Source organism: Sinomonas atrocyanea (genome assembly GCF_030811715.1).
GTDB lineage: Bacteria > Actinomycetota > Actinomycetes > Actinomycetales > Micrococcaceae > Sinomonas > Sinomonas atrocyanea_A.
In genome coordinates this window covers 91,292-110,833 of record NZ_JAUSRH010000004.1, presented here as the reverse complement: position 1 = coordinate 110,833, position 19,542 = coordinate 91,292, and the positions used below count along the sequence as shown (strand labels likewise).

General features: G+C 71.1%; 19 protein-coding genes and 1 pseudogene. 8 read left to right on the top strand and 12 right to left on the bottom strand.

The annotated features are described in order from the left end of the window. Nucleotides 1-5 precede the first annotated feature (5 nt). Nucleotides 6-1,187 (top strand): glycerate kinase, encoded by a 1,182-nt coding sequence (locus J2W21_RS08575; protein ID WP_307114085.1) that lies wholly within the window; start codon nt 6-8, stop codon nt 1,185-1,187. A 329-nt stretch (nt 1,188-1,516) separates the two neighbouring features. Next, complete coding sequence (locus J2W21_RS08570; protein WP_307114084.1) at nt 1,517-2,593, top strand: tellurite resistance/C4-dicarboxylate transporter family protein; 1,077 nt, start codon at nt 1,517-1,519, stop codon at nt 2,591-2,593. Nucleotides 2,594-3,194: 601 nt separating this feature from the next. Here the strand turns inward: J2W21_RS08570 and J2W21_RS08565 are convergent. The 5 genes from J2W21_RS08565 to J2W21_RS08545 all read right to left on the bottom strand — a co-directional run bounded on the left by J2W21_RS08565 (nt 3,195) and on the right by J2W21_RS08545 (nt 9,454). Continuing rightward, complete coding sequence (locus tag J2W21_RS08565; RefSeq protein ID WP_307114083.1) at nt 3,195-4,832, bottom strand: chloride channel protein; 1,638 nt, start codon at nt 4,830-4,832, stop codon at nt 3,195-3,197. Next, nucleotides 4,829-5,284 (bottom strand): MarR family winged helix-turn-helix transcriptional regulator, encoded by a 456-nt coding sequence (locus J2W21_RS08560; RefSeq protein WP_307114082.1) that lies wholly within the window; start codon nt 5,282-5,284, stop codon nt 4,829-4,831. Before J2W21_RS08560 ends, J2W21_RS08565 begins: the two co-directional genes overlap by 4 nt. Nucleotides 5,285-5,849: 565 nt before the next feature. Next, nucleotides 5,850-8,429 carry a PEP/pyruvate-binding domain-containing protein gene (locus J2W21_RS08555; protein ID WP_307114081.1) on the bottom strand — a complete coding sequence of 860 codons (2,580 nt, stop codon included), beginning with the start codon at nt 8,427-8,429 and terminating at the stop codon, nt 5,850-5,852. A gap of 171 nt (nt 8,430-8,600) precedes the next feature. Next, entirely contained in the window at nt 8,601-8,792 is a 192-nt protein-coding gene (locus tag J2W21_RS08550; protein WP_307114080.1) for a hypothetical protein, read from the bottom strand. 122 nt (nt 8,793-8,914) lie between these two features. Next, nucleotides 8,915-9,454 (bottom strand): SRPBCC family protein, encoded by a 540-nt coding sequence (locus J2W21_RS08545; protein WP_307114079.1) that lies wholly within the window; start codon nt 9,452-9,454, stop codon nt 8,915-8,917. Between the two features lie 462 nt (nt 9,455-9,916). Here J2W21_RS08545 and J2W21_RS08540 point away from each other — a divergent pair, with 462 nt between their 5' ends. Both J2W21_RS08540 and J2W21_RS19795 read left to right on the top strand, forming a co-directional pair. Further along, complete coding sequence (locus J2W21_RS08540) at nt 9,917-10,333, top strand: hypothetical protein (protein WP_307114078.1); 417 nt, start codon at nt 9,917-9,919, stop codon at nt 10,331-10,333. A gap of 27 nt (nt 10,334-10,360) precedes the next feature. Continuing rightward, nucleotides 10,361-10,700 (top strand): annotated as a pseudogene (locus J2W21_RS19795) (transposase); the annotation flags it as partial. A 24-nt stretch (nt 10,701-10,724) separates the two neighbouring features. Here the strand turns inward: J2W21_RS19795 and J2W21_RS08535 are convergent. Further along, nucleotides 10,725-11,006, bottom strand: coding sequence for a hypothetical protein (locus tag J2W21_RS08535; RefSeq protein ID WP_307114077.1), 282 nt, complete (start codon nt 11,004-11,006; stop codon nt 10,725-10,727). 244 nt (nt 11,007-11,250) lie between these two features. Here J2W21_RS08535 and J2W21_RS08530 point away from each other — a divergent pair, with 244 nt between their 5' ends. Continuing rightward, the gene (locus J2W21_RS08530; RefSeq protein WP_307114076.1) at nt 11,251-11,457 is read left to right on the top strand and encodes a hypothetical protein; all 207 of its coding nucleotides are present in this window, start codon (nt 11,251-11,253) and stop codon (nt 11,455-11,457) included. An 83-nt stretch (nt 11,458-11,540) separates the two neighbouring features. On the opposite strand, the gene J2W21_RS08525 is transcribed toward J2W21_RS08530, so the two are convergent. Next, a complete protein-coding gene (locus tag J2W21_RS08525) occupies nt 11,541-12,635 on the bottom strand; it encodes an XRE family transcriptional regulator (protein ID WP_307114075.1) in 1,095 nt (364 codons plus the stop codon). Then, on the bottom strand, nt 12,632-12,772 hold the full coding sequence (locus J2W21_RS08520; RefSeq protein WP_307114074.1) for a helix-turn-helix domain-containing protein: 141 nt from the start codon (nt 12,770-12,772) through the stop codon (nt 12,632-12,634). Before J2W21_RS08520 ends, J2W21_RS08525 begins: the two co-directional genes overlap by 4 nt. A gap of 526 nt (nt 12,773-13,298) precedes the next feature. Here J2W21_RS08520 and J2W21_RS08515 point away from each other — a divergent pair. Beyond that, a complete protein-coding gene (locus J2W21_RS08515; protein WP_307114073.1) occupies nt 13,299-13,823 on the top strand; it encodes a DUF805 domain-containing protein in 525 nt (174 codons plus the stop codon). Nucleotides 13,824-13,962: 139 nt separating this feature from the next. Here J2W21_RS08515 and J2W21_RS08510 read toward each other — a convergent pair whose 3' ends face one another. Next, complete coding sequence (locus J2W21_RS08510) at nt 13,963-14,283, bottom strand: histone-like nucleoid-structuring protein Lsr2 (protein ID WP_307114072.1); 321 nt, start codon at nt 14,281-14,283, stop codon at nt 13,963-13,965. A gap of 148 nt (nt 14,284-14,431) precedes the next feature. On the opposite strand from J2W21_RS08510, the gene J2W21_RS08505 reads away from it, so the two are divergent. Beyond that, complete coding sequence (locus tag J2W21_RS08505; protein WP_307114071.1) at nt 14,432-15,583, top strand: ATP-binding protein; 1,152 nt, start codon at nt 14,432-14,434, stop codon at nt 15,581-15,583. Between the two features lie 325 nt (nt 15,584-15,908). Here the strand turns inward: J2W21_RS08505 and J2W21_RS08500 are convergent, their stop codons facing one another. Together J2W21_RS08500 and J2W21_RS08495 are read right to left on the bottom strand one after the other, a co-directional pair. Beyond that, on the bottom strand, nt 15,909-16,205 hold the full coding sequence (locus J2W21_RS08500; protein WP_307114070.1) for a hypothetical protein: 297 nt from the start codon (nt 16,203-16,205) through the stop codon (nt 15,909-15,911). 50 nt (nt 16,206-16,255) lie between these two features. Continuing rightward, nucleotides 16,256-16,648 carry a nuclear transport factor 2 family protein gene (locus tag J2W21_RS08495; RefSeq protein ID WP_307114069.1) on the bottom strand — a complete coding sequence of 131 codons (393 nt, stop codon included), beginning with the start codon at nt 16,646-16,648 and terminating at the stop codon, nt 16,256-16,258. Nucleotides 16,649-17,715: 1,067 nt separating this feature from the next. Here J2W21_RS08495 and J2W21_RS08490 point away from each other — a divergent pair. Further along, on the top strand, nt 17,716-18,381 hold the full coding sequence (locus J2W21_RS08490) for a transmembrane-type terpene cyclase (protein WP_307114068.1): 666 nt from the start codon (nt 17,716-17,718) through the stop codon (nt 18,379-18,381). 128 nt (nt 18,382-18,509) lie between these two features. Here J2W21_RS08490 and J2W21_RS08485 read toward each other — a convergent pair whose 3' ends face one another. Next, complete coding sequence (locus J2W21_RS08485; protein WP_307114067.1) at nt 18,510-19,259, bottom strand: SDR family oxidoreductase; 750 nt, start codon at nt 19,257-19,259, stop codon at nt 18,510-18,512. Between the last annotated feature and the right edge of the window lie 283 nt (nt 19,260-19,542).

Sequence of the window (19,542 nt, the reverse complement as noted above, 5' to 3'; positions counted from 1 at the left end):
GTGACATGACCAGCACCAGCACTGCCGCCCCGAAGACCCTGCGCACCCTCATCGCCCCGGACAAGTTCAAGGGCAGCCTCACCGCCCACGAGGTCGCACAGGCCCTGGCAGCAGGCCTCCGCTCCGCCGCTGACGAAGCCGGCGCAGCCGGGACGGTCCAGTGCGAACTGCTGCCCCTGGCCGACGGCGGCGACGGCAGCGTCGACGCCGCCGTCGCCGCGGGCTTCGCCCGCCACAGCTGCACCGTCGCCGGCCCCACGGGAGAGCCCGTCCAGACCAGCATCGCCTTCGACGGCACCACCGCCGTGGTCGAAGTCGCCAACACCTGCGGCCTCGCCCTGCTGCCCGACGGCAGACTGGAGGCACTGGCATCCTCCAGCCGCGGATTCGGCGACGCCATCCTTTTCGCGCTCACCCTCAACCCGGCCAGGATCGTCCTGGCACTCGGCGGCAGCGCCAGCACCGACGGCGGCATGGGGATGCTCACCGCACTCGGCTACACCTTCTACGACGCCGACGGGAACCAGCTCCACGGAAGCGGAACAGCCCTCAGACAGACAGAATCCGTCTGGCGAACCGCACTGCCGCAACTCGCCGGAACAGAGCTCGTCGTGGCCAGCGACGTGCACAACCCCCTCCGCGGTCCCCACGGGGCGCCGGCGGTATTCGGTCCCCAGAAGGGCGCCACAGCCGAGCAGGTCACGTTCCTGGACGAGGGCCTGGGCCACTTCGTGCACAAGATGGCAGAAGCGGGACTCCCCGGAGCCGACGCACTGGCAGCACATGAAGGCGCGGGAAGCGCCGGCGGGATCGGCTACGCCTGCCTGCTGCTGGGAGCGAAGCAGGTCTCCGGGGCCGACTACTTCCTCGACCTGCTGGACTTCGATGCCCGCAAGGACAGCTGCGACGTAGTCATCACCGGCGAAGGCAGCATCGACGAACAGACCCTCGCCGGGAAACTGCCCGCAGCGGTGGCCCGCCGCTCAGGAAACCGCCCCATCATCGCCGTGGCCGGCCGCTCCCTGCTCCCCAAGGAACGGTGGTCCGACATGGACTTGACCCGCGTCGTCACGCTGGCCGAATACACCGACAGGGACTCATCCAAAGACCCCGAGCTCTCCGCCTCGCTGCTGCGCAGAATCGGCAAGGACATCGGAACAACCCTCCTCCAGCCCAGCTACACCTGACAGCGGAGACCACAGCACCTGCCCGAGGACCCCACGGGCGGGTCCTTCTCGGTGCCCTCCCGGACGCCGATCACCTACCGCGGCGCGTCATGGATCCTCTGTCTCGTCAAAGGAACCATTCTTGGCACGACCGTCGATCCATTTGCGAGCAGGTTGGAGACGTCAGGTGAAGTGCCCTGGGTCTGATGGAGGCTCGCGCTATTTGGTTCCGACCAGCTGTTCCAAGGTCAGCAGCCTCCACAACTTCAGGGCGCTCCGGACGGCCGCGAGCTCATCGCCTGCGCTCCCGGGTTCCTGACCGTGCTTTTTGGCCCCGGTAGGCTGGCGCCATGATTGGTCACCGGGAGTTCCTCGGCCGCGTCTCTGAGGCCGTCGCAACCCTCACGCCCGGGTATTTCGCGCTTGTGATGGCCAGCGGCATCGTCTCGGTCGGGCTCGGGCTCGAGGGCTTCGAGGTGCTTTCCAGGGCACTGCTCGCGCTGTGCGCGGCCGCCTACGCCGTCATCGTCGTGCTGAACGCCGTGCGGCTGGCCGCCTTCCGCAGCGCGATGCGGGCCGACTTCCGGGACCCCGGCAGGGCCTTCGGGTTCTTCACGTTCGTCGCCGGCACCAACGTCCTGGGGGTGTGCCTGGCGGTGGCCGGGGGCCCGTGGGCGGCGGCGTTCCTCCTTGCGGTCGCGGGCCCTGCCTGGCTCGTGCTCGGCTATGTCATCCCGTGGACTGCCGTGCTCGGCCGCCGGGAACGGCCCGTGGGCCGGGAGGCGGACGGGACGTGGTTCACCTGGTGCGTTGCGAGCCAGTCGGTTGGCGCGGCCTGCGCGACGCTCGAGCCGCTCGCCGGCCAGTGGAAGACAGGCCTCGCCGACCTCGCTGTAGGGTCCTGGTCGGTGGGGCTCATCGGGTGCGCAGCGCTGTGCGTCCTGGTGTCCCTGCGCCTCCAGCGGTACCCGGTCCGCCCCGAGGACCTCCGGCCCCAGTACTTCGTGCCGATGGGTGCGATGGCCATCAGCGTCCTGGCCGGCTCGCGGATCGTCGAGATGGCGGACGCGCCCGTGGCCGACGCGGCGCGCGGCCTCGTCGCCGGGGCCTCGGTCGTGTTCTGGGCCTTGGCCACATGTCTGCTGCCTGCCCTCGTCGCCGCGGGCGTCTGGCGGCACCTCGTCCGGCGCGTCCCGCTCGCCTACGAGCCCGGCCTGTGGAGCCTCGTCTTCCCGCTGGGTATGTATGCCGTTGCCGGGATCTGCCTCGGGCGCGCCGACGGGCTTCCCGTCGTGCAGGCGATCGGCCAGGCGGGGCTCTGGGTAGCCCTTGCGGCGTTCGCCGCGACATTCGTGGGAATGGCCTGGCACCTCTGGGGCACGCTCGCCGGGCCGCGGACCGCCCGGCAGGCGGGATCGCCCTCCTGACCGAGCCTGGGCGGCGCACTTGGCGAGGTCCACCACGAGCCCCATCGCCCTGCGCCCTCGCCGACCGAGGCGACAACGTGCCTGACGGCTCGAGCAATCGTAGGCCGCGTGCGACTGCCACGGTCCCCCTCGGTTGACCGCAGCTGGACCGGGGCAGGGGCAGGACTGGTCCCTGGGGACTTCCGACCTCCTTGGCGGCACCCATCCGGCTGGCAATCTGGCCGCGAGGGCATCGGCCCCCACGAGGCTCCCGTGCGCGCGATCGCTCCCGCTGTCAACAGCCAACGGATGGGTGTCCGGGCCACCGTTCCTAGGACCTGTGACGGTAGGATCCGCCGCCGGGGGAACCACCGCAGATAGTCACTGCTCTATCTGCGGTGGTCCGGGGTGAACTGCAGGATTGGGTCTCTCGGGCGAGGCGAGCTCGTGGAGAGACCTCGATGCCGTTCAGCCAGAGCATGCTGGTGCTACAGGCGCCGTCGTGGGCTTCTCGAGTACGAGATCGCCGGAGGCTGGCCAGTTCCGACAATGCCCGTGATGGCTGACCCGACGTGGGCCGGTTGCGGACCGGCGTGGACCTGTAGGGGGTCGGTCGCCCTCGTCATTCGGTCGAGACCTTTCCCGTCAGGAGGCCTTCCTTGCTCCGTTTGGGGCGTGCCGGGGTGAGGTAGCGCAGCGGGCGGTTCCGGTCGGTGGCCTCGGTGAGGTCGTGCAGTCTGGCGGCGAGCAGGTCGGCGGGGCCGAGGAGCCCGAGGAACGCCCCGTCGTCGTCCACCACCGCGGCGTCGGGCGCGCCGGAGCTGGCGAGGACGTACGCGGCATGCCGGACCGTGTCCCGCGGGTGGAGCACGGGCGCGGCCTCGGGCAGGGCCGCGGCCGGGACGCGCATGACGTCTTCGCAGAAGAACGTCTCGAGCGGATCGGTGGTGTAGTCGCGGGTCAGGTGGAGCCCGCGGCGTGCGATCTTCTCGGTGAGGACCGAGCGGCGCAGGACCAGCACGGACGCGCCGTAGGCCACGACGGAGGCGATCAGCAGCGGCAGCGCGACGGCCCACGCGTGGGTGAGCTCGAGCGTGAAGACCACCCCGGTCAACGGGGAGCGCATTACCCCGCCCACGACGGCGGTGAGCCCGAGCAGGGCCCAGAAACCGGGGATGACCTCGGGCAGGACGAGGCCGGCCGCGGCGCCGAGGGATCCGCCGATCATGAAGATCGGCGCGAGCACCCCGCCCGATGTCCCGCTGCCGAGGGAGAGGGACCAGATGAGGGTCTTGACCACGAGGATGCCGACGATGAGCCCGGTGGTGGCCTGCCCCGTGAGGAGCTGGTCGATGACGTCGTAGCCCACGCCCAGGGCCCGGGGCTCGATGAGGCCGCCGGCGCCGATGATGAGCCCGCCGATCGCCGGCCACCACATCCAGTGGATCGGGAGCCGGGAGAACGCGTCCTCTGCGCGGTAGACGAGCCAGGTCGCGCCCGCGGCGACGAGCGCGCCCGAGATGCCCACGACCGCGGCGAGGGCCTCGATGCCGGGCGTGAGGTGCAGGCCTTCGGTCGGGACGGGGAAGATCGGGGCCGAGCCCAGGATCGCCCCGCGCACGACGGTGGAGACCGCGACGCCGGCGGCGACCGGGATGAAGCTGCGGGGCCGCCATTCGAACAGGAGCAGTTCCACGGCCAGCAGCACGGCGGCCAGCGGCGAGTTGAACGTCGCCGCCATCCCGGCGGCGGCTCCGGCGACCAGCAGGGTCTTGCGCTCGTCGGCGGTGAGGTGCAGGTGCTGGGCAAGGATCGAGCCGATCGCCCCGCCTGTCATGATGATCGGGCCCTCGGCGCCGAACGGGCCGCCCGAGCCGATGCTGATGGCGGCCGAGACCGGCTTGAGCACGGCGACCTTCGGGTCCACGCGGCTGCCGCCGATGAGGATCGACTCGATCGCCTCGGGCATGCCGTGGCCGCGGATCTTCTCCGAGCCGAAGCGCGCCATCAGGCCGATCACGAGCCCGCCCGCGACGGGGGTCAGGAGCACCTGCCACCACGGGTGCCCGCCGCCGACGGCGACGAGGCCTGTCGAGAGCCGGCCGAAGTAGAAGAGGTTCGTCGCAAGGCCGATGAGGGCAAGGAGCGCCCAGGCGGCGATCGCCCCGAGCGCGCCCACCGGAATCGCGAGGGCGGCCACGAGGACCATGCGCCCGTCGACGGCGAAGTCGGCCAGCTGGTGGCCGCGGTGCGTCCTCACGCCACCACCGCCCGGCTCAGCGACGTCGCCGAGAGGTTCTCGTGCAGCGCGGCCAGGCCGGCGGCGAGCTGGTCCCGCAGCTCGGGGTCGAGGCGGGCGAGGGCCTCACGGAATTCCTCCTCGCGCCGGCGGAGCACTGCCTCCACGGCTTCACGGCCCGCGTGCGTCAAGGAGAGCAGGACGAGGCTGCGGTTGCCCGGCGAATCCGTGCGCTGGACATAGCCTCCCGCGCCGAGCCGGTCGGCCAGGCGCGTCACGGAGGACCCGGAGACCTCCAGCACGTGCGCGAGCACCCCGCTGGGAACCGTCCCGTGGTCGTGGAGCGCGAAGAGCATGCGCATCTGCGGCATGGACAGGTCGGTTGCCTCGTCCACGCTGCGCATCGCGACGGCCAGCAGGTCCCGCGTGGCGCGTTGGAGGGCCTCGACGTGGCCCTTCGAAGGATTTGCCATACGACAACTATTGCATAATGCAAAGGCGTACCGGCGCTCAGCGTCCAGACGAGGTCCCGATTGCAGCCGGTCCAGACGGACGGCGTCCTGCCGCGGTGACAACAAGGTGCGGGCAGCGGATAACCGGGCTGCAGCCAGAACCTTTCCCCGGGGGCTCCGGCGGCGCCGGACCGGAGTGGTCGGGCCCGGCGGCCTGCACGCCGTACCGGAGGCCGCGCGTCCTCGGGAGCGACTCGGTCGAGCCGATTGCCTCTCCGAGGGTGGCGTCCGGCGGTATGTCGGGGTCGTCACCAACGGAGCCCACGAGACCCGCATCCCTGGACCGCCGAAGACGCTGGAAGGGCTCTGCTGGCTCCCATTCGTCGTCGACGAGGACGAAATCCGTCGCCGACCGCGAATCGGTGGTGGAGGGCTCCCTGACTCGTGCCCCGCTCGGCGATCTGACGGTATTTCTCTGCGCGCTGGGCGAGGGACTTCCCATCGAGCGGCCCGTGGCTGTCTGAAGGCAGGCCCAGAGCAGGGCCGGTCCCTGCCTCTGGCGGGGTGCGGCCGCTGCGCCTGTGGCCTACGGGGCCGTCGTGTGGTGGAGGGTGACGGTGCCGAGGGATCCGTCCACGGTGATGACCGTCCCTGTGGTGATCCTTTCGGTGGCCCCGGGGACGCCGACTGCTGCGGGGATCCCGTATTCGCGGGCGACGACGGCGCCGTGGGACATGGCTCCGCCCATCTCCATGACCAGCCCGGCTGCGGTGAGGAAGAGGGGGGTCCAGCCCGGGTTGGTGGAGGGGGCGACGAGGATTTCCCCGGGTTCGAGGCGGGCCCCCTCGGGAGTGAGGATCACGCGCGCCGGGCCGGTGGCCACGCCGGGTGAGGCGGGCGTGCCGGTTAGGTCCTGGGCGGGGAGGGCACCGGTCGTGGCTTCGGCGTCGGTCCCGTCGGAGAGGAGAACCCTCGGGATGTGCTTCCGCTTCCGTTCGCGCTCGAAGGCTGCGCGCCGCTCGGCGACGAGGGCGCGCAGGTCGTCCCCGGCGAGGGCGCGGCGGGTCTCGGGGAGCGTGAGGAAGTAGACGTCGGCGGGGTCGGTGATCCGGCGGTCTTCCGCGAGCTGTGTCCCCACGGGCTTCAGGAGCTCGCGGGCCGGGGTGGCGAGGAGGCGGACGAGGTGGAATTTGGGTGCTTCCCTCGAGCCGATGAGCAGCCGGACGCGGCGCAGCGCGAAGCGGAGGGCGGCGCGCCGTGCTCCGTGCACGCGGCCGAGGAGCTCCCCGACCATGGCGTCTGCCTCGCGGGCGCTGCTGGCGAACTGGGCGTCGGGGTCGGGCATTTCGTCGCCGAGGCGCACGTAGTTGGCCAGGGCGCCCAGGAGGTGGGTGGGGTCCTCGGACCAGCGCGGCGTGCCGATATCTATTTCGCTGATGCAGCGGAAGCCGTAGTGCGTCAGGAAGCGGGCGAGCTGTGACTGCAGCGTGGCCGGGAGCGACCCGGTGCGGTAGGCGTCGGCGAGTTCGCCGGGCGTGCGCCCGGTCAGCGCCTGCTTGGCTGCCGGGTCGCGGCGGGCGGCCGCGCTGACCTGCCAGAGGGCCAGATCCATCTCGGTCGTCGGGTTCCTCGGGGCGCCCCGGGTCACCGTCCTGAGCTCATCGGGGGTCGCCCGCCCACGCAGGAGGCGCCCGGCCAGCCCGAGGGAGAGCATCGCCGGGGCGAGGAGGCCCACGAGCCGCGGGAACATGCGGGGCGGTGCTTCGAGCAGCAGCCGTTCCACGGCATCGAGATGACGGTCCGCGTCGCCGTCGGCCACCAGGAAGGGCCCCACGACTGCCTCGAGTTCCCGTGTGAGTCGGCTGGGTGCCGAGGCCGGGGCGAGGAAGGTGCGCAGGGCGAGGAGCGGCACTCCCAGCCGCAGCAGTGGCCCTGCGATCCGGCGGAGGGAGGCGAGGTGGGAGCCGTTCCCGATGCCGAACCGCGGGTCGTCCGCCAGGCGGGAGAGCACGGCTGCGCTGCGGGATTCGGCGACGCCGGCCACGAGCTGGAGCAGCCGGCGCCCGATCGGGTCCTGCAGGGCTGCTGTGACGTCGAGGTGCAGGCGCATCGCCGCTTCGGCCAGCATCCGCGGCCCAGCCGCGGGATCGGGCCCCGGGCCCCGGGCCGCCGGGTCGTGCCCGCTGATCGCCCGGGCCACGCCCGAGCCGAGCAGTCGGAAGAACTGCACACCCATGGGAGTGATCGGTTCGAAGTAGCCCTGGATCACATTCGCCGAGAGGTAGACGTGCAGCCCTTCCGCGGGGTCGGGCGCCCCGGCCGGCACTGGGTACAGGGTGGTGATGTCCCTCGACTGCACGAGCCAGATCCGACGCCCGGCGTCGAGCGCGAACTCGATGTCCTGCGGTGCACCGAAGAGCCCCTCGACACGGTCGCCCAGGACGGCGAGCTCCACCAGCTCGGGCTCGGTGAGCACGGCCGTGCTCCCGGCGGGCCGGGACTGGAGGACCGAGCCCGTCGCCGTGTCGAGGACGTAGTGGTCCGGGGTGGCCTCTCCCGACACCAGGGCCTCGCCCAGGCCCGGGACCGCGTCGACCGCGGCGCGCCGCCGTGTCCCGGTGACGGGATCTGCGGTGAACAGCACCCCGGCCGCGGCTGCGTCGACCATCTTCTGCACGACAACGGCCATGGCGATGCTCTGCCCCTCGATCCCGTTCGCCTGCCGGTAGGCCACCGCCCGGTCCGACCATAGGGAGGCCCAGCACCGGCGGACGGCACCGAGGAGCGCGTCGTCGCCGACGATCCCGAGGTAGGTGTCGTGCTGCCCGGCGAAGCTCGCCTCCGGCAGGTCCTCGGCGGTGGCCGACGAGCGGACCGCCACCGGTCCCGGTCCCAGCGCGTGGTACGCGTCCAGCAGTGCGCCAGCGACCGCGGGAGGAACGGGAGCCTCCCGGATCGCGGCAGCAGCGGCTGAGGGGGTATCCCGGTCAGGGCGTCCCTGCCGGGCCGCGGCGCGGAACGCGGTCGTGGTGAGGACGAAGCCGTCGGGCACGGGGAACCCGCCGCGGCCGAGCTCGCTGAGCCTGGCGCCCTTCCCTCCCGCTGCGGCCGCATCCGCGCACGCAGGATCCCGCAGGCCGATGACCAGACGACCAGAGCCGTTCATGCCCCCAAGCGTCGCACCCGGGACCGTGCCCCGGAAGGCCGCCCGGCCCGGGCGGCGCAGACGCATCGCGGCCCAGCGCGGGAGCCGTTGCGGGCCCCCGGGTCAAAGGGATCCTCGGGCCGGTCGCCCCCGCATCCACTCAGACGGCCGCAACCGGCCCCGCCAGGGCTGTCAGGGGCCGGCAGGGGGAAGGCCGTCGGGTCCTTCCAGTGCTGATGCGAGGCCGGCGAGGCTCTCGGCGATGCCCAGCAGCGCCGCTGTCCGGGCCTGTTCGAGGCGTCCGGCCGTCTCGGCGGAGCTGGTGCCGTCCTGCTGGGACGCTCCGTAGTAGGAGAAGGCCAGTTCAAGTGGCTCGTGCGTCATGGTCCCGTCTCCTTGATCCCGTTCACCCGCTGGTACCCGGGCTGCACCGCTTCAATCGGGCCGCCACGACCTCTGGGCGGCGCGCGTCGGTGGCGGCCCCCTCGGGTCAGGGCTCGTCTTCGCTACCGCCGGCGGAATGTGGGTCCCGGCGCGGGCGGGACCGCTTCCCTGGTGCGTCGGTCCGGTGCCCCGCGCCGTCTGAGTTCAAGGGCGAGGCTCTCGTGTCCGCGGGCCATCGCCCAGCGGTGGTTCGCGGCGAAGGCGGGCTTAAGCAGCCAGCTCAGCCGGCGCAGGAGGGGCTTTCCGACGCTGACATCCCGGTCGTAGCGGATCACCGTCTCGGGCCCGTCCTGGGAGAGGGTCCACCTGCCGGTGCCGTTGAGGTCGCCGGACGCTGCGATGGCGAAGCCCTCGGGCGTGATCGGTTCGGTCACTTCGAGGTCCCAGTGCAGGGCGTACGGAAGCCAGCCCTTGGTGAAGAGGGCCGCGCGGCGCCCGAGCCCGTCGGGGCCACCGGGCTCGAGGAGCACGACCTGGAGGTAGACGGAGGGCCACCACCGGGGAAGGTCCTCAACACGCGCCAGAACCTGGATGGCCTCTTCCCGTGTCCCGGCGACGCGCCACACCGTCACGAACGAGTAGTCGGTCGTGGCCACAGTCATCCCATCCGGCCCTCCCTCTCCCAGTATGCCCGCGGTGCAGCCCGCACGGGCCGGCGAGAGGGCGCGCCGGCTGAGGACAGGCTGGGCCCGCGGCGGCCAAGGGGGTCCCTACGCTCGCTGCGGCCGCACGGCCGCCAAGGCCCCGGCGGCGGACGGGCGGTCAGGTCCGCAGCGCAGAACTCCGAGGAGTTGCAGGTCGGGTCTCGGGCTCGTCCAAGCCGCGGGCCCGAACCCCAGGAGCCATTGTTGATGCAGGCCCGGCCTGGTGTCCTGCCTCTGGCTGCTCACGCGACCGGTCCGGCGTGCCTGTGAGGGCAGGCAGCCCGGGAATCCGTCCTCCCCGGGTTGAGAAGCCGGAACAGGGCCTGCCGGTGGTCGGGACCATGGGCACTGCCGGTCAGCGGGCGCGGCTGCGAGCCTGAACGGATATCCGTCCTCCTTGCTCCCCTTCTGGGAGGGACCGTGAAGATCAGGGCCTTCCTCGCCGTCCTCCAGTTTGTGGTCGGATCCTTCGCTATCGCCGGTGGCTGGCTGATGCTGACGGGACAGATGGAGCTGGAGCAGGACTGGCTGCAGAAGACCCCCTTCCAGGACTGGACGGTTCCAGGGATCGCGTTGATGCTCCTGCCGGGTGCAGGGGAGGTGGCGGCCGGCGGTGCCGTGGTGCTTCGTTGGCGCTACGCGCGGCCCTTGGCGGTCCTCTCTGGGCTCGGACTCGTGGGCTGGGTCCTCGTCCAGCTGCTGTGGATGCAGGTGTTCCAACCGGTGATGCATCCTGTGGTGGGCGGCATCGGGATCGTCATCGCGGTCCTTGGCTGGATGCTGCCCCAGCGGACAGGGGTCCGTATCAGCAGGCGCAATGGACGCATCCGCCTCTGAACGAGAGGGGACACCCGGGTCCAGGACGAGATCGCCGACCTCGATGGCTGTATCGCCGGGCGGGGCGCCGAGCACAGGCATACCGAGCTCATCACGAGCATGCCCGGTTTCTGCCGGCTGCTGGCCGCGGAGTTCCTCGCCGCGACCGGGGGGCGCGCTGGGGATGTCTGAGAACGCGGACCGGCTCGCGCCGTCCCCGGCCCCGCCCCGGTCCTGCGGGATTCGGGCAGGATCACCGGCAACCGAGGGCAAGACCCACATCCAGGCGATCCCCTGCCTGGCCCGCCGCCGCGTGAACGTCTCGTGGGCTATGCTCCGCGACAGATCCGCGTATGCTCCGCCGATTCCGGTCCCTCTCGCCGCCTGAAGCAGCCAGCCGACCGGATCCGCCTCAGGTGGCGAAGCTGTAGGGGACCGAGCGTGGCAGCCCCAGGTCATCCAGGTTCTCGTTGAGTGCCTGTGCGATCAGGTCCCTTTCGAAGCTGGGAAGGCCGGTGAGTCCGTCGAGGAAGGACTCGAGCCGGTGCTCGTACGCGTTGCCGCCGACTCCGAGGTAGCGGGTCCACAGCTCGCCCAGGGTGAGTCCTGACGCCGCGAAGGCCGATGCCAGGGCGTCCTGCTGCCTGTCCGGGTCTGTCTCGACCGGGATCGGATGGCGCTGCGTCCGAGGCATGCTCTGGCGGCCGTCGCGGGGCTGTCGAGGTCGGTCCTCTGGCCAGGAAAGGTGGTCAGGAGTACGGCTGTCGGGACCCTCGTCGTGCTCGGAAGACATGGTGCTGAACCTCCAGGGAAGCCGGACCGGCGCCGGCTGATAGCTCGCAGCTCGCTTCTCGGCTGCAGTGGCCCGATGCAGCAGGAACTCCCGCAGAGCATCTTGTGTCAGGCCACGCCCCACAACGCTACGCCCGTGCAGGAGCGTGAGGAACCCCGCGCACACCCGGCCGGGGGCAGAGCAGGCCCGACCTCCTCTGGAGGACCTCGAGCGGACCGCGACCGTCCGGGACGCTGAGTCCCGATCCGAGATCGGCGAGACGCTCTGGCACACCAACCACCGCCTTCTCACCGACGCCCGAGCCCTGCGTGCCAGGCTCCGCCCACAGCTCACCGGGGGCGCCGGGGTGTGACGGACCGGGTGCCGTTCCGGGATCAATGAGGGCCCCTGCCGGTGGGGATGCCCTGACGAGCTGGCGGGCCAGCGGGGCGTGGGTCAGTCGCCGGCGACGGTGGGGGTGGTTTCGGCGGCTGCGCCTATCCGGTGGGGGAGGCCTGTGGCGCTGAAGTCGGCCAGGGCGGTGTCGAGGAGCTCGACCGCCTCGTCGTTGCGTCCGAGTGCCTTGAGCGCGCGCCCGTACAGCAGGGCGACCTCGCCGGCGGTGTGGCGGCCCAGCAGGCTCCTCTCCGCATGGATCGTCTTGAGCCTGTCGGCCGCCTCGGCGGCCTGGCCAGTGAGGTGGAGCCAGCGGGCGCGGATGAGGGCGACCTCGAGATGTTCCCTGCGGGGGCCGCCGACGATCGAGAGGGCGAGCTCGGCGCGTTCGACTGCGGCGAGGGTCTCGGGCCCGAGGATCCCGGCCGTGAGGCGGACGGCGGCGGTGGCCTTGTTGAACGGGGCCCAGAGCTCGATGTCGGCGGTGGGGGAGAGGAGCTCCCGGGCGCGTTCGTGGTGTCCGAGGCCCTCCTGGTGGTCTCCGCGCAGGAAGGCGACGTTGCCGATGACCCATTCGGCTTCGCCGCACAGCTGCCGCGTGGTCTCCTCGTCGACGAGGGGGCCGAGGGTGCGGCAGTGGTCCCAGGCCTCCTCGAGGCGCCCGCTCTCGGCGAGGGCGGCGATCAGGGCCCGCAGGGCGCCGATGTAGACCGTGGCCCCCGCAGGGAGCCGGGCGCCCAGGCGCACGGCCTCGCGGGCGTGCTCGACGGCGGTGGAGAGCAGCCCGAGGCCGTGGCAGACGGCGGCGAGCATCTGGCGGGCGCGGACGGCGAGGCCGGCGGACTCGGTGACGATGCGGTGCTCGAGGAGCTGCTGGACGATCCGCCGGCACTCGGCGAGCTGGCCCTGCTTCATAAGGCATTCGGCCCGCATGTAGGCCATCGTCCACCAGATGCCCTGCCTGCCCGCGGCCAGCGCCGCCTGGGCGGCGGCCTCTGCGCAGGAGGCGGCGCCGGCATAGTCGCGCAGCTCCCAGGCCTGCCGTGCAGCCAAGCCGGACTGGACCCACTCGGCCTCTCCCGGCTCGACCCCGAGGTCCCAGCCTTCGAGGACCTCCGGAGCGAGTCCGAGGCGCCCGGCAAGGTCGGCGATCACCCGGGAGTGGGCCTGCGGCGCCCGGTCTCGAGGAGCGAGATGTAGCTGGGCGAATACCCTGGTCCGGCCAGCTCGGCCTGCGAGAGCCCGCGGGAGGTCCGCTCGGACCGCAGGTGGGCGCCGAACTCGCTTCCCATGTCGACCAGATCCCTTCCAGATTCGGCGGCGGAACGCGGCCCCGGACGGTATGACACCGGCCGGAAACCCCGGAGCCCGCTGCCGGCATCTGCCGCTGGGTGCTCGAGCCGGGGGACCACCGCACAGCCATCCGCCTCCGGGCGCGGGTCCCGGCTCCCGCGACTGCTGCCGCGACCTCCGGGATCCGCCGGACTAGAAGAATTTTACATGTACAACAAGTGAAGGTGCGGGATGCGGCGGGTGGATGACGGCAGGCTGCCCGTCCGGGGCATCGGCGCCGGGGGCGCGCCCGTTGCCCCGGTATCCGGGTCTCCGAGTGGCTCCACGTCCCGGCGATGTGGGCCGCCAGGGCGCACCCGGTGGCTCCGGGGCTCTGGGAGTGACGCCCGGGGCCGGGGCCCCGTCGTCGGGGCCGCCCCCTTCCTTCATATGGCGTCGGCTGTACGCGAGATCTGGTTGTACATGTGCGATGACCCGTACGATCGGCTCGTCACCGCACCATGAGCATCCAAATCAGGGGTAACCATGACCGCACCGCAGTACCCGAAGCCGCAGTACCCGTCCCAGGCCCCGGGAGGCTTCGCCGCCGCCCCGCCGCTGTGGGCGCCCTACTACGGGGCCCCGTTCAAGGAGGCCGTGCAGCGGGTCTTCAAGAAGTACGCGACATTCACCGGCAGAGCCAGCCGCGCCGAGTACTGGTGGTGGGCGCTCGTGGGCGCCGTCGTCGGCGTCGTGCTCAACATCATCATCTCCGCCGGGATGGTCACCTCGACGAGCACCTACTCGGGCTACGCCTACTCGGCCCCCACCCTGGGGCCCGTCTCGATCATCGGCGTCATCCTCGCGGTGGTCTGGGGCCTGGCCGTCGTCGTCCCGAGCCTTGCCCTGACCGTGCGCCGGCTCCACGACGTGAACATGAGCGGCTGGATGATCCTCCTGGGGCTCATCCCGTTCGTCGGCGGCATCATCGTGCTCGTCTTCACCCTGCTCCCGCCCAAGCCCGAGGGCCAGCGCTTCGACCAGCCCACAGCACCCGCCTACGGCCACTGACCCGACCCGGCACAGAGGAGGGCCCGGTCCCGCCCCACGAGGGGCGGAACCGGGCCCTCCTTGCGTGCCGCCACAAAGCGGGCGGCAGCTGTCCTGGTCCCCGGGGTGGGCCGGGCCGTCCGGGCGGGAGGGTGGGATGTCAGTTCTGGGCGGCCGTGTACTGGTCGAGGATGCTCTGGGGGATGCGGCCGCGGCTGCTGACCTCGATGCCATTGGCGTCCGCCCAGTCTCGGACCGCGCGCTGCGGTGGCTGGCCGGCGGCGCGCCGGGGCGTCGCCCTCTGCGGGCCGCGCCTGCGTGCGGCCTGCACGAAGCCGGCGAGGGACTCGCGCAGCTGCGCGGCGTTGTCGGCGTTCAGATCGATTTCGTAGTGCCGCCCGTCGAGGGAGAAGGAGACAGTCTGGTCGGCCTCGCTCCCGTCGAGGTCGTCGACGAGGGTGATGATCACGGTTCTTGCCATGCGCTCGAAAGTACCCGGCCAAGGCCCGCAGCGGCGGGAAGCCGAGCCGGGCCCCCCGCTGCCGCCACGCGCACGTCCTCCGGTGGCCCGTCGGTTATCGTCTGTTATAGATACGCGGTTCTATAAAGGACGATAACGAGGAGTTGCTGTGCAGCCGAGTCCCTACACCCCAGGCGAGGTCGCCCGGACGGTCCCGGGCCGGGTCCGTCAGCTGGCCGAGTTCGACGAGCGGCTGTCGTACCTGGTCGATCTGGGCCGGCTGGTGGGCCGGATCCGGGTCGACCATGCCCCGCGCGGTTTCGGGAAGACCTCCCTGCTGCGCCAGTACCAGCGCCGGGCGGAGGAGCGGGGGGTCCTGGCGGTGTGGGTCACGGCCGGGGAGGAGGGCGGCCTGGTCGCCCAGATCGCCGCGGAGATCGCCAGGGCCGCTGAAGGGTGGCGGGAGGACGCCCGCCGGGCCATCCGTACAAGGGTGGAGAGCCTGAGCGTGCGGGTCGGGGTCCCCGGCGTGGTCGGGGCGGACGCGGCGTTCCGGACGGGGCAGGCGGCATCGGCGAACGACAGCCGGGCCTTCGAGGCCCTCGTGCGCTCCGCGGCCACAGCGGGAGGCCGGTCGGGCCTGGTCATCCTGGTAGACGAGATCCAGGCCGCCGACCCGGAGGGCCTGCGCACGCTGGCCTATGCCTGGCAGCACCTGCAGGCCGAGGGCGCGGACGTGCCGGCTGCGGTTCTGGCCGCCGGGCTGCCCAACGCCTCCGACGCGATCGCCACGGCGGTGACCTTCAGCGAGCGGTTCGCCTACCGGCCGCTTCCCCCGCTGGAGCCGGACGCGGAGGAGTTCGCCCTCGCCGTCCCTGCCCGCGAGCTCGGGGTCGCGTGGGAGGACGAGGGGCTCCGGAAGGCGGTGGCGATCGCCCGCGGCTACCCGTACCTGGTCCAGCTCATCGGCGATGCCGCCTGGTCGGAGGCCGGACGGCCGGATCCGGGCGGGACCATCACGGCGGCCGATGTCGAGGCCGGGCGCGAGGCGATGGAGGCGGACATGGAAGCCCTCTTCCGCGCACGCTGGGCGAACGCCACCGCGGGGGAGCGCGACTTCATGGCGGCGATGGCCTCCTTCGGCGACGAGGCGGTGCGCCGGTCGGCCATCGCCGCCGCCCTGGGCGTGAGCAGCGAGAGCCTCTCGGTCCACCGCGCGCGCCTGATCGACAAGGGATTCGTGCAGGCCGTCGGACGGGGCGCCCTCGAGTTCACCATCCCGGGTTTCGCCGGGTTCATCCGCGACCTCGGGGACGAATAGCCAACGCCGGATCCTGTCGGTCGCACCGGCGTTGATCTTCTGGCAGAAGCCAGAACAAGAGCCTCATCGAAGAACCCATTCTCGGCAGGGGCCAGGGGCGGCCCATCCAGTCTTCGAGCAGGATGGAGATGCTCATGGCGGCTGTGAGGCCAGGCTGTGCGGGCCGACCGAACCCGGCAGCGGAGGAGGTCCTGGGGAAACCAAGGAAACCCCTGGGGGCCTCCTCCGTGGTCGGACGAGGAACTGCCGGGCGCTCGAGGCCCGTTTCAGTGGAGCTCTGGACCGGGAGCCCGTCTGAGAGAGCTCGGGCGCCCGGCCGGATTTGTCAGGGCATGATCTTGTACAGGTCGATGACGGTCTCCTCGGGTGGCGAGGTGAATCCGCCTTCGATGCCCGCCTGCATGCGGGGCATGAGGATGCCGTCGCGGAATTTCTCCCAGCTCTCCTTCGACTCGTGGACGGCCATGATCGTCCACCCTCCGGCCGAGGGCCCTGCGGCGTGGAAGGTCTGGCCTTCGGGCAGGAGGCCTTCGCCTGGGTGGACAGCGGCGATCGAGGCCTCGTACTGCTCCTTGGTGCCTCCCGGGAAGAAGTGCACGACTCCGTATGGGGTGGTTCCCATGTCTGCTCCTTGGATGGTCCGGATGCGTGTGGTGTTTGTGCCGCTGGGGCTCAGCTCCAGAAGTCGTCCGCCTTGGCCGTGTCCTCGAAGAACTCACGGCCTTCGATGACTTTTCCGTCCCGGAGGACGAACACGATTGCCGTGGCCAGGTCCATGGTCTTTCCGTTGTTCTCGGCGTGGCTTCGCTGGATCCCTACCGTGTGGCTCTCGCCGCCGACGATGTCCTGGACTGCCGCTTGGAAGGAGCCTTGGGAACGCGCGCCCAGCTCGCCGAAGTAGGCCAGGATGGCGTCGCGTCCCTGCTTGGTCCCGGACAGTACGCCGCTGCCGGCGGCGTGCCAGACCGCGTCTTCGGCGAACAAATCGCTCAATGCGGCCAGGTCGCCTGCGTTGAAGGCCTCGTACCCACGCCGGACGAGTTCGGCGTTCTCTGTAGCGCCCATGTCGGATACCTCTCCGTCGTCGTTCTCTGGTCGGGGGCGCCCTGAGGCATGCAGGACTTGGCCGCATGCAGGGTCCCGCTGCGCCAGCGGAGGGCCCAAGCGCCTCCCCTGATGATCCGCGCCCGGGGAGCAGCCCGGTAGGGCCGTTCGGCCGTCCGATGCGGCAAGAGCGGTCAGATTTGGTCGAGCGAGCCGATTGCCTCTCCGGAGGTGACTTCAGGACTGGGCTGGGTCGGCGCCGACGGATCCCTATGAAGGCCCTCATCCCTGGGTCGCCGAAGGAGCTCTGGAAGGCTGGGGGTGCCGGTGGGCCTGCGATCGGCGACGGTCGCCCCGCCCAGCGTGGGGGGACGCCGAGGCGGGGCGCCGATGCCGGCGTCCCATCCCGCAGGCGGCAGGCCGGCACAGTTCGACGATAGGTCGAGGAGCGCCGGCCGCCCAGAGGACTTCGGCTCTCATCGGAGCCGCTCGGGCCGCGGCTCCCTTCGTCTTAGCAGACAGCAGGGCCCGCGCGGCTGGAGGGTTCAGCTCGGGTTCCACGCTGATGCGACACCGGGGTGGATTCCTATAGGCCTGGCTCGTCATGGTGGAGGCCTCCTCCCTGGGGATGGTCGGCCGCCGGCCCGGACCCGGGGAGCCGGCAGCCACTGTGACGCGGTGTCGGACCGACCGCGTTGACTGGGGGCGTCGTGCCCCCATACCTTCGGGATCGTCCAGCTGGTGCTCTGTTTCATGGGGGGGAGCTGGACCGTGCGGTGCCGAACCCCTCGGGGATCGCATTTCCGTCCCGGCCTGGTCCGGCACCGCGCGCCTCCTGATCAGCAGGCCCGTTTCGGAGATGCCCTGCCTTGCTCCGCGACGTGGCGGCGCCCTCACGCCGTCGCCGCTGCTCGGCCGAGGTCACGGCAGTGGGAAACCGTCGGCCCGGGATCGTCCCTCGGCGTCGTTGCGCTCGGGGTCCGGGGCGCAGCGCGCGCTGGGCCGCATGGAGCAGCACATCGATGAGGTCAGGGATGATTCCTGGGGACCCTGGATCGCCGGGCTGGTGGGGGGCGTACCCTCGGCGTATGGGTGGCATCGGGACGGTGCTGACGCTTTTGAGCGGGGTGGCGTGGACGGTCGTCTACGCCGAGGCGATTCGGATCGGCTTCACCCAGCGCACGTACGCGATTCCGGCGGCGGCGCTGATGCTGAACATCGCGTGGGAGTGGCTCTATGCGTTCCTCGACCTCACCGGCACGCCGGGTGTGCAGGGATATGTGAACCTGGTGTGGGCGGTGGCCGACGTGGCGATCGTCGTCACGTTCTTCCGCTTCGGCTACGTGGAGTTCTCCGACCGCATCGGTCGCGGCGTGTTCATCGTGGGCGGGGTCGGGCTGCTGGGGGTTTCGGTGGCGGTCCAGCTGCTGTTTCTGGGCGAGTTCGGCCGGAGCAACGGGGAGGTGTATTCGGCGTTCCTGCAGAACCTGCTCATGTCGGGACTGTTCGTCGCGATGTTCCTCTCCCGGCACGGCGCCCGCGGGCAGAGCATGGTCATCGCGGCGGCGAAGTGGCTCGGCACACTGGCCCCGACGATCCAGCTCGGACTGCTCCAGGGGCGGGGGTTCGTGCTCGGCATCGGACTGCTGTGCACGGTGCTCGACCTGACCTACATAGGCCTCCTCCTCCACGCCCACAGGCACCCCGGGACGGAGGCGGGCAGGGCTGTACTGTCGTCATCCGCGGAGGCCTGATCGCCCGTCGCCGGATGCCGGGTTGCGGAAGCAGTTTCCGCCCACGTGCGGGGTGCTGAGGGCGTTGGTCGTGGGTTTGGGGGTGGCGCCTGGTTGGGTGTGGGTGGGCCGGGCGGTGTGCCGGGGGGTCAGTGGCGGTCGAAGGTGAGGCCGCCGGGGACCTGGAAGGTCGGCGTGATCTCGAGCATGCCGATGTTGACGTGGCGCGGGGTGTCGAGGGCGTAGTCGATGGCGTTGACGATGTCGTCGGTCGTGAGGGATTCGTAGCCCTCGTAGTAGGTCTTCCATGCTTCTTCCATGGCTTCGGGGGATCCGCCCATGTTCCGGCCGAAGATCTCGGTTTCCACGCGTCCGGGGCAGATTTCGGTGACGCGGATCCGCTTGCCGACGGTGTCGTTGCGCAGCTGCCGGGAGATCTGGTGCACGGCGGCCTTGGTCGCGTGGTAGGCGGTGTGCCCGTAGAAGTTGTAGACGCCGGCGATCGAGCTGATGTTGACGATGTGGCCCCGGTCGCGCTCGACCATGCCGGGGAGGATCAGGCGGGTGAGCTGGAGCAGGCCGCGGAGGTTGACGTCGATGATCTCGTCGAGGTCCTCCTGGGAGGAGTCGAGGATGTTGCCCGGCCGTGAGACGCCGGCGCAGTTGATGAGGACGTCGATCTCGAGGCCGCCGAGTTCGTGGGCCATGGCTGCGGTGTCGGTGAGGTCGAGGACGTGGGGGACGGCGCGGGTGCGGTCTGCGAGTTCTTTGAGGCGCTCTTCGTTGCGGGCGGTCGCGTGGACCTCGAGGCCGCGCTTGGTGAGGAGTTCGGTGATGGCTGCCCCCATGCCGGTGGAGGCTCCCGTGACGAGGGCTGTTTTGTAGTCGGCGAAGGTCATGGAATCTCCTGGGAAGGACGGGGCAGCGCGCTGACAGCACGGCTATGCGGGTTGGTGTGGTCAGTGGTGGAACCGGATTGGGCGTCGCCGTGCAGCAAGAGCGTCTGGGAAACGCGCAGGATCGACGTCGGCTCGAGACGCCGACGTCGACCCTGCAGATGGTGTGTGGGGTTGAACTCAGTTCAGGAGTGCCTTTCGCAGCCCCTTGACCTGCGCCACGATGACCACCACGTCGAGCTCGATGGGAATCAGGATGGCTGAGGGGTCGGCGACGACCCGTCAG